The following is a 12935-nucleotide window of genomic DNA, read 5'->3' on the forward strand; positions in this document are numbered from 1 at the left end:
TATATCCATCGGTTCTTTAGATGCAAAGCTAGCGGGCTATTTGCTCGCCAGCGCCTGTGCGCACGCCCAGGCGGAGCTCCATGCCCACTGGAAGTTGTAGCCGCCCAGCCAACCGGTCACGTCCACCACTTCTCCGATAAAATACAGCCCCGGAACTTTATGAGCTTCCATAGTTTTGGAAGACAGCTCCTGCGTATCTACACCGCCGATGGTAACTTCTGCGGTGCGGTAGCCCTCAGTACCATTAGGTTGCACCCGCCATTCTTGCAACGTCACCGCCAGCGCTGCCTGCTGAGGCACATTAAGCTGTTTTAAGGTGACGTCAGGTATCTGACCTAACAGCTGTAAGCACTCCACCAAACGTTTCGGAAGCAGCTGCGCCAGCGTGTTCTTCAAACTTTGATTCGGATGTGCCTGGCGCTCGCTATTCAGGAAAGCGTCCAAATCGGTATCAGGAAGTAAGTTAATGCTCACATATTCGCCAGGCTGCCAATAGCTGGAAAGCTGAAGAATGGCCGGGCCAGACAGGCCGCGATGAGTAAACAAAATGCTTTCGCGGAAACTGACGCCGTTTTCTGCCGTCACTACCGCGGGCACTGAAACGCCGGAGAGAGTTTGTAGATGCTCCAGCAGAGGTTTATGCAGTGTAAAAGGCACCAACGCGGCGCGGGTCGGCAAAACCTTCAGGCCAAACTGTTCGGCGATTTTATAACCGAAAGGCGTCGCGCCCAGCCCCGGCATCGACAAGCCACCGGAAGCGATAACCAGTGAGGAAGTGCTCACTTTATGTTCATTTATCTGTAATTCAAAGCCCGCGTCGATTTTCTCGACCGCCAGAATCTCGCTGCGTAAACGGATAGTTACCTGACCTGATTCGCACTCTTTCAGCAACAGTTCCACCACTTGCTGCGCGGAATCATCACAAAACAGCTGACCGAGGGTTTTCTCGTGATAGGCAATACCGTGTCGATTGATCAGATCAATGAAATCCCATTGGGTATAACGCGCCAGCGCAGATTTACAGAAATGAGGGTTTTGCGAAAGATAAGCCGCAGGTTCCGCGTAGAGATTGGTGAAATTACAGCGCCCGCCGCCAGACATCAGGATTTTACGCCCAGCCTTTTTGCCGTTATCCACCAGCAATACCCGACGCCCTAATTGCCCTGCCTGAGCCGCGCAAAATAGCCCTGCGGCACCCGCGCCCACCACCACTACGTCAAACTGTTCCACTTTCGGCCTCTCTCTGTAAAATCATTATCGCCGCAAAATTGCTCATATTTCGCAATTTTACCGCAGTGTTCACCACAAATAACCGAATAATCAGCGGCGGAGGATTGTAAGGCCCTAACAGAAAGATCGCTATAGTAAGAAAATGTTAGATTCAGTAAATCAGAGTAACTTGCTGATATCTCATGGTTATGTTCATGGTTATGATGCATCTATCCACATTTATATCAAAGAAAGGTCATTTTTTCCTTTTCCCCAACCCCTATTGTCACCGATAATGCGCCGCGTTCATGTCCACAAACTGGCGTAACGCTTATGCTACATCTTTTCGCTGGCCTGGATTTCCATACCGGCCTTATGTTAGTTCTTGCTCTTTTGTTCGTGCTGTTTTACGAAGCCATCAATGGTTTTCATGATACAGCCAATGCGGTTGCTACCGTAATTTACACCCGTGCCATGCGTTCACAGATCGCTGTGGTTATGGCGGGGGTATTCAACTTTCTTGGCGTGATGCTGGGCGGTTTGAGCGTGGCCTATGCCATCGTTCATTTATTGCCTACAGATCTCCTGTTGAATGTCAGTTCGGCTCATGGGTTGGCGATGGTCTTCTCCATGTTGTTGGCGGCGATCATCTGGAATCTGGGAACCTGGTACTTCGGTATTCCTGCTTCCAGCTCACATACGCTGATTGGTGCCATCATTGGGATCGGCCTAACCAACGCGGTGATGACTAGTACATCCGTGGTGGATGCACTGAATATTCCAAAGATGATACAAATCTTCCTATCACTGATTTTGTCGCCGTTAGTGGGCTTAATTATTGCTGGGTTGATGGTATTCCTGCTGCGTCGTTACTGGAGCGGAACCAAAAAGCGAGCTCGTATTCACTTAACGCCTGCTGAGCGTGAAAAGAAAGATGGTAAACGCAAACCACCGTTCTGGACCCGTACAGCTCTGATTTTATCGGCTATCGGCGTGAGTTTCTCTCACGGCGCTAACGATGGTCAGAAAGGTATCGGCCTGATTATGTTGGTGTTGATTGGCGTCGCACCGGCTGGTTTTGTCGTTAATATGAGCGCGACTGGTTACGATATTGCCCGTACGCGGGATGCCGTAACTCATTTGCAGCAATATTATCAGCAACACAGTGAAGCCTTGCCGCACGCTATCGCGTTGAAGCCTTTGGTCCCCGCACCAGAGACTCTGCCTGATACACCGGCGCAGTTCCATTGTGACAGCTCTCGCGCCATGATTGCTATCGACCATGCGCAGGCACTGTTGGCTAACCTGCAAAGCTACGACGACCTGACTGTGGAGCAACGCAGCCATATGCGTCGCTTGCTAATGTGTGTCGCCGAAACGGCTGGCACGGTTGCCAAGTTACCGGAAACCAGTTCTGCGGACAGGCGTTTCCTGAACAACCTGCGTAAAGATTTGCTGGAAACCGTGGAATACGCACCTACCTGGATTATCGTTGCAGTAGCTTTGGCGCTCTCTCTGGGCACTATGGTTGGCTGGAAACGTGTTGCAGTGACCATTGGTGAGAAGATTGGTAAGAAAGGAATGACCTACGCGCAAGGGGTTTCGGCCCAGATGACCGCGGCGGTATCTATCGGTATTGCCAGCTACACCGGTATGCCGGTTTCCACGACCCAGGTTCTCTCCTCAGCCGTTGCCGGTACTATGCTGGTCGATGGCGGTGGCGTACAGGGTAAAACCATTAAGAGCATCATGCTGGCCTGGATTCTTACTCTGCCAGTATCGATTCTTCTTTCCGGTTCACTGTACTGGATAGCGTTGAAATTCATCTAAGCCTGGCTGGATGACTCCACGTTACCGCAAATAAAAAGGCGTCCTCATCATCGGGGTCGCCTTTTTTAGTTGGCTATCATCAAAAATCATCTCAGTACCATAGAGCCAGCGCCATCAAGCTGACAACGACCAAGCCGCACAGGGCGCTGGTGAGAATGAACTGGCCGCGCAGTCTTTCACAGCGACGGATAAATTCCGGATCGTGGTGGTCGGTATAACGCTGTGCGTAGATATAACGCACTAGCCGAATTTGTTTACTGGGTTGTCCGTGAGAGGTGAAAAAACCGCCCCCATCCACATATTGATACAGCAATGGATCACAGCCGCGTAACACCACTAATAGCGCACGTAGAGACGAATAATAACGCGCCATATTCACCACGCACACCACACATAAAGCCCAGAAAAGCGCGACGGTACTGATCATGATTCCCCCTCCAGCGATATTTCGCGTTAACGACACCTTTGATTCGCCGTTACGCCATCGCCCGCTCTAGCCATTACAACCATCCCCGAGGCGCAGAAACATGCCTCTCCATCACCTTTTTTATATATGAGCCGACGCTACCGCTAAAATTTTGCCTAACCCATTTACCAGTGTAGGAAATGAAATCAGAAATAGCCTGATAATCTCTGATTTATCCGGTCACATTTTGTACGCAACTGATGCTTTTAGGCGCAAATTTCAGTGAAGAATCGCCAGAAACAGCTCAAAATAGTTAGTCTCTCTTAACTTAAATGCAGAGATAAAAGCTAGCGAACCGGCGTTTTTGATCAATACTCACTGCTTTATCAGTACTATAATTATGGATATAGCGAGCCAAATGATTACCGGATAAACGGCCAAATATTTGACAACAGCGGTCTGAGCAATAGGATTAAGCCGTCTATTGGTGTAAAACAGTGACTTAAGCTTTAACGCGTGCAATTAAAAGCCTGCGTTGTGATCGGTGAAACACTTCGCTTATGGATCATAGTGATAGTATCTAGACATAGCCTTAGCGCCCGTTCAGTTACCTGAATGATTGCTTACCCATTAATTAGCATTATGGAAGGAGTTTACTTATGGCTTACAAACACATTCTGATTGCGGTAGACCTGTCTCCGGAAAGCAAGGTGTTGGTTGAAAAAGCGGTCTCTATGGCCAAACCATACAATGCCAAAGTGTCCCTGATCCATGTGGATGTTAACTATTCGGATCTCTATACCGGCCTGATCGACGTTAATTTGGGCGACATGCAGAAACGTATTTCTGAAGAAACCCACAGCGCGCTGACCGAGCTATCCCAAAATGCAGGTTATCCAATCACTGAAACCTTAAGCGGTAGCGGCGATTTGGGCCAGGTTCTGGTTGATGCGATTAAAAAATACGATATCGATCTGGTGCTGTGTGGTCATCATCAAGACTTCTGGAGCAAGCTGATGTCCTCTGCTCGCCAGCTGATTAATACCGTTCACGTCGACATGTTGATCGTTCCGTTGAAAGACGAAGATGACGAATAATAAACCACGATTGAATTAATATACATTTAGAACGCCTGCCTATGCAGGCGTTTATCATTATATAACCCCAAATCCCTTTGTCCCCCGCCCTAATAACTTCGTTATATTTCAGTGAGAAAACCCTTGCGGTATGATTATAAAGCGGTGATATAGTCAAGAAAGACACAACATCGCCCTCTCACTATTTCGCCATACTCATTCCAATAAGAAATCGTTAGCGGGGATCTACCATGTACAAAGGAATCTTTTTTGATGAATGATTTAGCCTCTCTGGAGTCGTTTCTAGAATCTTTACAACAACGTGATGCCCACCAGCCGGAATTCCTTCAGGCAGTCCGTGAAGTTTTCACCTCCCTATGGCCATTCCTGGAACAGAATCCGCGCTATCGCGAGCAAAGTCTGCTGGAGCGTCTGGTTGAACCTGAGCGAGTCATCCAGTTCCGCGTATCGTGGGTTGATGATAAAGGTCAGGTACAGGTTAACCGCGCGTGGCGGGTGCAGTTCAGCTCCGCAATCGGCCCTTACAAAGGCGGGATGCGCTTCCATCCATCGGTAAATCTTTCGATTCTGAAATTCCTCGGCTTTGAGCAAACTTTCAAAAATGCTCTCACCACCCTGCCAATGGGTGGCGGAAAAGGTGGATCCGACTTCAACCCTAAAGGGAAAAGTCAGGCTGAAGTCATGCGTTTCTGTCAGGCATTGATGACCGAACTCTATCGTCATCTTGGCCCAGACACCGACGTGCCAGCCGGTGATATCGGCGTTGGCAGTCGTGAAGTTGGATTTATGACCGGCATGATGAAAAAGCTGTCCAACAACACCGCCTGCGTGTTCACTGGCAAAGGTTTGTCCTTCGGTGGCAGTCTGATTCGCCCAGAAGCTACCGGCTACGGTCTGGTTTATTTCACCGACGCTATGTTGAAACGCCACGGTTTGGGATTTGAAGGCATGAAAGTGGCAGTATCCGGCGCGGGTAACGTAGCGCAGTATACCATTGAGAAAGCAATGGAATTGGGCGCGCGCGTGATTACCGTTTCCGATTCTGGCGGCACTCTGGTAGATGAGGCTGGCTTTACGCCAGAAAAACTGGCCCACCTGTCTGAAATCAAAAACCAACGTTATGGCCGCGTGGAAGATTATGCCCGCGAGCGCAATCTGACCTATCTGACGGGTGAGCAGCCTTGGAACGTGCCGGTAGACATTGCTCTGCCTTGCGCGACCCAAAATGAATTGGATCTGCCCGCCGCTCGTCAGCTTATCGCCAACGGTGTGAAAGCCGTCGCGGAAGGCGCAAATATGCCAACGACCATTCAGGCCACTGATGCTTTTATCGAAGCTGGCGTGCTGTTTGCTCCGGGTAAGGCTGCCAATGCCGGCGGCGTTGCCACATCGGGTTTGGAAATGGCGCAGAATGCGGCACGCCTGAGCTGGAAATCAGAGAAAGTGGATGTGCGTTTACGTCACATCATGCTGGATATTCACCAGTCTTGCGTGGAATTCGGCGGAGAAGGAAAACAAACGCAATACGTTCACGGTGCCAATATCGCAGGCTTTGTAAAAGTTGCTGATGCCATGCTGGCGCAGGGCGTGCTTTAAGTTAAGGTCGGATAATAAAACCCCATTCTGGCAAAAACGTCGTGCTGGAATGGGGAGTTTAGACAACGAATTTAAACGATATCGCCTAAGGCAAATACAGATCGAAACGGTGACTTTTGGTCGTAATGGCGGCCTGAGCGGGCACGCCAGCCAAAGGTTCAGCGTAGTCAGGCCGCTTCACTACCACTCTTTTGGTGGCCAGTGCGCGCGCCGGGGCCAATAGTCCATCAGCATCTTCATCCGCGCCAACCAATGACTGAAACACTCGCATTTCTTTCTTCACCAACGCGCTTTTCTGCCGGTGCGGATACATAGGATCGAGATAAACCACTTCTGGACGCGGATCGAGATCGGCCAACGCCGTTAGGCTGGAAGCATGTAGCAAAGTCATACGTTCCTGTAACCAGCCACCGATTTCAGGGTCCTGATAACCCCGCCGCAGGCCATCATCCAGCAACGCAGCCACTACCGGGTTCCGCTCCAGCATCCGGACTTTGCAGCCCAAAGCCGCCAAAACAAAAGCGTCGCGCCCCAAACCGGCGGTTGCGTCTACCACGTTCGGCAAATAGCCTTTTTTGATACCAACGGCTTTCGCCACCGCCTCACCGCGTCCGCCGCCAAACCGACGGCGATGAGCCAGAGTACCGGAAACAAAATCGACAAAAATCCCGCCGAGCTTGGGTTCATCCAACTTACGCAGCTCCAATTGCGTTGGCGTTAACACCAGCGCCATCGTCGCCTGCTCGTCAGAAATCAAACCCCAGCGTTCAGCCAGAATAGATAAGGTGCCGGGATCGGCACCTTCTTCACAAATTAAACGAATACTCACGCGGGATAATGCCCTTCAGACTTAACCTTTAATACCGTAGTGGCGCAGCATAGCATCCAACTGCGGCTCGCGCCCACGGAAGCGTTTGAACAACGTCATCGGCTCCTCGGAACCACCGCGAGATAAAATATTGTCGAGGAAAGATTGGCCTGTTTCAGCGTTGAAAATGCCCTCTTCTTCAAAGCGGGAGAACGCATCCGCCGACAGCACTTCTGCCCACAGATAGCTGTAATAACCCGCCGCATAACCACCGGCAAAAATATGGCTGAAAGCATGGGGGAATCGACCCCAGCTTGGTGATGGCACTACGGCAACCTGTTTTTTCACTTCCTGTAAGGTTGACAGAATCTGCGCACCTTTAGCCGGATCAAACTCGAAATGCATACGGAAATCAAACAGTCCGAATTCGAGCTGACGCAGGATAAACAGCGCCGCCTGATAGTTTTTCGCCGCCAGCATCTTATCCAGCATTTCCTGCGGCAAAGGCTCATTGGTTTGATAATGGCCAGAGATAAACGCCAGCGCCTCCGGCTCCCAGCACCAGTTTTCCATAAACTGGCTCGGCAGCTCGACCGCATCCCAAGGCACACCGCTGATGCCGGAAACACCGGCGGTATCAATTTGGGTCAGCATATGGTGCAAACCGTGGCCAAATTCATGGAATAGAGTCGTGACTTCATTATGGGTAAACAGCGCCGGTTTATCACCGACCGGGCCATTGAAGTTGCACACCAGATAAGCCACCGGCTTTTGCAGCTCACCGTTAGCCAGACGCAGACTGTCGATACAATCGCCCATCCACGCACCGCCGCGTTTGTGTTCGCGAGCGTACAAGTCCAGATAGAAGCTGCCGCGCAGCTCGCCCTGAGCATCAAACAGATCGAAGAAACGCACGTCCGGATGCCAAGTATCCACGCCCTGCCGCTCTTTGGCGGTAATACCGTAAATGCGTTTCACGACCTCGAACAGACCTTCTACCACGCGCTGTTCCGGGAAGTAAGGGCGCAGTTGCTCGTCGCTGATGGAGAATAAATGCTGCTTTTGTTTCTCGGAATAGTAAGGAATATCCCACGCCGCTAACTCGCTGACACCGAAGTGTTGTTTGGCAAAAGCACGCAGCTGCGCCAGCTCTTCTTCTGCCTGCGGACGTGCACGTTTGGCCAGATCATTCAGAAAATTCAGCACTTGCTGCGGATCTTCAGCCATTTTGGTCGCCAATGAATGATCGGCATAGCTTTCAAATCCTAATAACTGAGCCAGTTCGTGGCGCAGAGTCAGGATTTCAGCCATGATTTCGCTGTTATCCCACTTACCGGCGTTCGGCCCCTGATCGGAGGCCCGGGTTGCAAACGCGCGATACATTTCTTCACGCAGCGCGGCGTTATCCGCGTAAGTCATCACCGGTAGATAGCTCGGCATATCCAACGTCAGCAGCCAGCCATCCAGCTCTTTGGCTTCGGCCATCGCGCGAGCGGCGGCCAGAGCGCTTTCCGGCAAACCAGCCAGCTCTTTCTCATCGGTAATCAGTTTGGTCCAGCCCATAGTGGCATCCAGCACATTATTGCTGTAGGTCGAACCCAGCTCGGACAGACGCGCCACGATTTCACCGTAACGTTTTTGCTGCTCTTCCGGTAAACCAATACCGGACAATTGGAAATCACGCAGCGCATTCTCCACCGCTTTACGCTGCGGCGGAGTCAATTCGGCAAAGCCGGGGCCTTCTTTCAGGCTGACGTAAGCCTGATATAAACCTTTATGCTGGCCAACCCAGGTGCCGTATTCAGACAGCAGCGGCAGGCTTTGCTCGTAGGCGGTACGCAATTCCGGGCTATTTTTTACCGCGTTTAAATGGCCGACAGGCGACCAGATGCGAGAGAGACGGCCGTCGGATTCTGCCAGCGGCTGGCACAGATTATCCCAGGTGAAAGGACCCGGTTGGGCCACAACCCGCTCCACCGATTGACGACATTCATCTAAAGCGGATTGCACCGCAGGCACGATATCTTCAGGGCGGATAGCCGAAAACGGCGGCAAGGAGAACGGAGTCAACAGCGGATTTGTCATAGGGTGTCCTGATTATAGTTGTCGTCCTGACGATGGTTTACTCATGATTTTCCTACCGTCAGATGATAAATGCGGATGAACATTTAACATGAGGTCTGTCGCGCGGAAAATCAATGGCTGGCGGCATCATTCCCTTTGATAGATAATGCTGCCTAAGCCGCAGGAGAAGCCGCAAATGTTAAGTTATCGCCACAGTTTTCACGCAGGCAACCATGCCGACGTACTCAAACATACTGTTCAAAGCCTGATTATTGAGTCTTTGAAAGAAAAAGAAAAACCTTTCCTTTATCTAGATACCCACGCTGGCGCAGGCCGCTATCAGCTAAGCGGCGAGCACGCCGAACGCACTGGGGAATATCTGGAAGGTATCGCCAAGATTTGGCAACGAGATGATTTACCGGCTGATTTAGCTCCGTATATGAGCGCCATTAATGCGTTGAATCACAACGGGCAGCTACGTTATTACCCTGGTTCGCCGCTGATCGCCCGTCATTTGCTACGTGAATATGACAAAATCAGCCTAACCGAGCTGCATCCCAGCGATTACCCGATGCTGCGTAAAGAATTTGCCAAAGACGAACGCTCCAAAGTGCAACGCGCCGACGGTTACCAGCAACTGAAAGCTCAGTTACCACCGCAGTCTCGCCGCGGTTTTGTGCTAATGGATCCGCCTTATGAAATGAAAACCGATTATCAGGACGTGGTAAAAGGGATTCAGGAAGGTTATAAGCGCTTTGCGACCGGTACTTACGCTTTATGGTATCCAGTGGTATTACGCCAGCAAATCAAACGATTACTGCGTGAACTAGAAGCCACGGGCATCCGCCGGATTCTGCAAATCGAACTGGCGGTACGTCCGGATAGCGATCAACACGGTATGACTGCCTCTGGCATGATCGTAATTAACCCGCCGTGGAAGTTGGAAAAACAAATGACCGATCTGCTACCTTGGCTGCATAAAGCGCTAGTACCCTCTGGTCACGGCCACACCTTGGTAAAATGGGTCGTGCCGGAATAATCGCCGCGCCTTTCGCTCCTGGCCGGGCTGCAATCCATGCTGTCCGGCTCATTCAATATTACCCAATTTTTATCACCGTTTAGCGCAAAAGCTTTCTCGTCTTCCAACACCTATCACAGCCATCGATGCAATCTTTGCGACAAAGTGGGATCTGGCGTTAAACTCTTTGCTTCTATAAAACTACACTCATGGAAATGATCCTGATGACCAAACATTACGATTATCTGGCAATTGGCGGCGGCAGTGGCGGGATCGCATCGATCAACCGGGCAGCCATGTACGGTAAAAAATGTGCGCTGATCGAAGCTAAACAGCTCGGCGGCACCTGCGTCAACGTCGGCTGTGTGCCGAAGAAAGTGATGTGGCACGCGGCACAAATCGCTGAAGCGATTCGCATGTACGGTCCGGACTACGGTTTTGATACCACGGTGAACCACTTCGACTGGAAAACCCTGATCGCCAACCGTACCGCCTACATTGATCGTATTCATCAGTCCTACGAGCGTGGTTTAGGCAATAACAAAGTTGATGTGATTCAGGGCTTCGCTCGCTTTGTCGATGCTCATACCGTTGAAGTCAACGGCGAGAAAATCACTGCGGATCACATCCTGATCGCCACCGGCGGCCGCCCTAGCCATCCAAATATTCCCGGCGCGGAATACGGTATTGATTCCGACGGTTTCTTTGAGCTAGATGAAATGCCAAAACGCGTTGCCGTCATTGGCGCGGGTTATATCGCCGTCGAAATCGCTGGCGTACTGAACGGTTTAGGCACCGAAACTCACCTGTTTGTACGTAAACACGCGCCGCTGCGCAGTTTTGATCCGCTGATCGTAGAAACCCTAGTGGAAGTCATGAACACCGAAGGGCCAAAACTGCATACCGAATCCGTGCCAAAAGCCGTGATTAAAAATGCTGACGGCAGTCTGACGCTGCAACTGGAAAACGGCACAGAAGTGACCGTTGATCATCTGATCTGGGCGATTGGCCGCGAACCTGCGACCGACAACCTGAATCTGGCCGCCTGCGGTGTGAAAACCAATGAAAAAGGCTATATCGTCGTCGATAAATTCCAAAATACCAATGTAAAAGGTATTTATGCCGTTGGTGACAACACGGGTGCAGTGGAGCTGACTCCGGTTGCCGTGGCTGCAGGTCGCCGCCTGTCCGAGCGCCTGTTTAACAACAAGCCAGACGAGCATCTTGATTACAGCAATATTCCAACCGTGGTATTCAGCCACCCACCCATTGGCACTATTGGTTTAACCGAGCCGCAGGCGCGTGAGCAGTTTGGCGACGATCAGGTAAAAGTCTATAAATCCTCCTTTACTGCGATGTACAGCGCCGTCACTCAACATCGCCAGCCGTGCCGTATGAAGCTGGTATGCGTGGGCGCAGAAGAGAAAATCGTCGGTATCCACGGAATCGGCTTTGGTATGGATGAAATTCTGCAAGGTTTCGCCGTAGCAGTAAAAATGGGCGCAACCAAGAAAGACTTCGACAATACCGTAGCTATCCACCCGACCGCCGCGGAAGAATTTGTGACCATGAGGGGTTAGTGTAGAAAACGCATCTTACACACGTAAATAAATCTGGAAAATAATCAATCACTGTCCATCATGTATACATGGACAGTGATATTTTTCAGGATAATTTATGACATACCTTGTGCACTCCAGCGATATCTTCAAAGAGACTGAACTACACAAACTGGATGATGATACATTCCATTGCCAGCCTTCCAATGGCAATATTGGTTCACTGCCAACATTTTTTTCGCAAGATGGCATATTCAATCTCGCAGCCAACAGCTATTTGTTTTATCTAAAGACCGTCAAGAAAGCAGAAGACTTATCTCCCTGCGCACAGGCCCTGCGTGCCTATTATCAGTTTCTTGAGGACAACGGATTACCGTGGGATAAATTTCCACCTGTTAAACGGCTCAAGCCGACTTACCTATTCCGCGCCCACCTGCTCAAGCAAATAAAGCAAGGCGGACTTGCACATAGCACAGCCTGTGTTCGTATGAACCAAATCGTCAATTACTATAAATGGCTGATGCATGATGGTTACCTTATAGTGAAGAACGAGCAGGAAGCACCCTTCAAAATAGAGTTTGTTTCTATTCAGAACAATGGGGTTCTTGCCCATATATCTCCAACTTTTGTCGTCCAGACCAGTGATTTACGCATAAAAGTACCAAGAAATGCGGACAGTAAAAACATCAGACCACTATCTCCGTTAAGTCTTGATGCCCTAAGTATTTTGACTCAACACCTCCTACACACATCTGAAGAGTTGCGCTTACAAGTTTTGCTTGCAGTTGATACAGGAATGCGAGTTGAAGAAGTGGCAACCCTGACACTAGATGCGCTAGATACAGCAACCCCGCTTGTTGAGAGCGAACATCGCCTAGAAATTCTGTTATGCCCCCGCTCTACAGGGGTACAAACCAAGTTCCTAAAAAACAGGGTGGTTGAGATCTCATCGGATTTGCTTCAGTCATTGAATGAATATCGAACTTCAGAACGCCGCCTGAAGCGTGTCGCCAAACTTAACAGAAAAATTGAGCAGTTAGGTCGAGAGTCCCGTCCATCAACTCACAAGACAGTTGAAATACTAGAACGCTGTAAACGCCACGAACCACTCTTTGTTAGCCAACAAGGCAACCCTGTCACAGCGAAATCCACTGAAGCTCGATGGATTGAATTCAGGGCAGAAATCAAACAGGTAAAACCATCATTCGCCCATCGCTTCCATGACTTACGCGCCACCTATGGCACCTATCGCCTCAGTGATTTACTAGATGCGAAATTACCCATTGTCGACTGTATGGAGCTTCTGATGGGCTGGATGGGGCATAAAGATGAAAGTACAACCTGGAAG

10 protein-coding genes are annotated in these 12935 nt (G+C 50.3%); 6 read left to right on the top strand and 4 right to left on the bottom strand.

Translation table 11 applies throughout. The features are described 5' to 3' along the window. Positions 1 to 36 precede the first annotated feature (36 nt). Positions 37 to 1230 carry an NAD(P)/FAD-dependent oxidoreductase gene (locus ACQ4OC_RS19055; RefSeq protein WP_064515715.1) on the bottom strand — a complete coding sequence of 398 codons (1194 nt, stop codon included), beginning with the start codon at positions 1228 to 1230 and terminating at the stop codon, positions 37 to 39. Positions 1231 to 1542: 312 nt separating this feature from the next. Between ACQ4OC_RS19055 and pitA the strand changes: the two genes are divergently transcribed. Further along, a complete protein-coding gene (pitA, locus tag ACQ4OC_RS19060) occupies positions 1543 to 3039 on the top strand; it encodes an inorganic phosphate transporter PitA (RefSeq protein ID WP_064515718.1) in 1497 nt (498 codons plus the stop codon). 91 nt (positions 3040 to 3130) lie between these two features. Here pitA and uspB read toward each other — a convergent pair whose 3' ends face one another. Next, entirely contained in the window at positions 3131 to 3466 is a 336-nt protein-coding gene (uspB, locus tag ACQ4OC_RS19065) for a universal stress protein UspB (RefSeq protein WP_004722620.1), read from the bottom strand. A gap of 638 nt (positions 3467 to 4104) precedes the next feature. On the opposite strand from uspB, the gene uspA reads away from it, so the two are divergent. Next, entirely contained in the window at positions 4105 to 4542 is a 438-nt protein-coding gene (gene uspA, locus ACQ4OC_RS19070; protein WP_064515721.1) for a universal stress protein UspA, read from the top strand. A gap of 252 nt (positions 4543 to 4794) precedes the next feature. Continuing rightward, positions 4795 to 6138, top strand: a complete 1344-nt coding sequence (gene gdhA / locus ACQ4OC_RS19075) for an NADP-specific glutamate dehydrogenase (protein WP_064515724.1) — start codon at positions 4795 to 4797, stop codon at positions 6136 to 6138. 85 nt (positions 6139 to 6223) lie between these two features. Here the strand turns inward: gdhA and rsmJ are convergent, their stop codons facing one another. Both rsmJ and prlC read right to left on the bottom strand, forming a co-directional pair. Beyond that, the gene (gene rsmJ / locus ACQ4OC_RS19080) at positions 6224 to 6967 is read right to left on the bottom strand and encodes a 16S rRNA (guanine(1516)-N(2))-methyltransferase RsmJ (RefSeq protein ID WP_064515726.1); all 744 of its coding nucleotides are present in this window, start codon (positions 6965 to 6967) and stop codon (positions 6224 to 6226) included. 21 nt (positions 6968 to 6988) lie between these two features. Further along, positions 6989 to 9031: an oligopeptidase A gene (prlC, locus tag ACQ4OC_RS19085; protein ID WP_064515729.1), complete on the bottom strand. Its 2043-nt coding sequence runs from the start codon at positions 9029 to 9031 to the stop codon at positions 6989 to 6991. A gap of 175 nt (positions 9032 to 9206) precedes the next feature. Here prlC and ACQ4OC_RS19090 point away from each other — a divergent pair, with 175 nt between their 5' ends. From ACQ4OC_RS19090 to ACQ4OC_RS19100, 3 genes are all read left to right on the top strand, one after another. Continuing rightward, positions 9207 to 10049 (top strand): 23S rRNA (adenine(2030)-N(6))-methyltransferase RlmJ, encoded by an 843-nt coding sequence (locus ACQ4OC_RS19090; RefSeq protein WP_064515731.1) that lies wholly within the window; start codon positions 9207 to 9209, stop codon positions 10047 to 10049. Between the two features lie 203 nt (positions 10050 to 10252). Next, positions 10253 to 11608, top strand: a complete 1356-nt coding sequence (gene gorA, locus ACQ4OC_RS19095; protein ID WP_430971520.1) for a glutathione-disulfide reductase — start codon at positions 10253 to 10255, stop codon at positions 11606 to 11608. A 97-nt stretch (positions 11609 to 11705) separates the two neighbouring features. Next, a partial coding sequence (locus ACQ4OC_RS19100; protein WP_430971521.1) for a tyrosine-type recombinase/integrase occupies positions 11706 to 12935 on the top strand: 1230 nt, incomplete at its 3' end.

Origin of the sequence: Yersinia sp. J1 (assembly GCF_050586585.1) — a bacterium.
GTDB lineage: Bacteria > Pseudomonadota > Gammaproteobacteria > Enterobacterales > Enterobacteriaceae > Yersinia > Yersinia entomophaga.

Coding starts and splice junctions, on each gene's coding strand:
- pitA (WP_064515718.1), top strand. CDS start 1,543: ATGCTACATCTTTTCGCTGGCCTGGATTTCCATACCGGCCTTATGTTA.
- uspB (WP_004722620.1), bottom strand. CDS start 3,466: ATGATCAGTACCGTCGCGCTTTTCTGGGCTTTATGTGTGGTGTGCGTG.
- uspA (WP_064515721.1), top strand. CDS start 4,105: ATGGCTTACAAACACATTCTGATTGCGGTAGACCTGTCTCCGGAAAGC.
- gdhA (WP_064515724.1), top strand. CDS start 4,795: ATGAATGATTTAGCCTCTCTGGAGTCGTTTCTAGAATCTTTACAACAA.
- prlC (WP_064515729.1), bottom strand. CDS start 9,031: ATGACAAATCCGCTGTTGACTCCGTTCTCCTTGCCGCCGTTTTCGGCT.
- ACQ4OC_RS19090 (WP_064515731.1), top strand. CDS start 9,207: ATGTTAAGTTATCGCCACAGTTTTCACGCAGGCAACCATGCCGACGTA.
- gorA (WP_430971520.1), top strand. CDS start 10,253: ATGACCAAACATTACGATTATCTGGCAATTGGCGGCGGCAGTGGCGGG.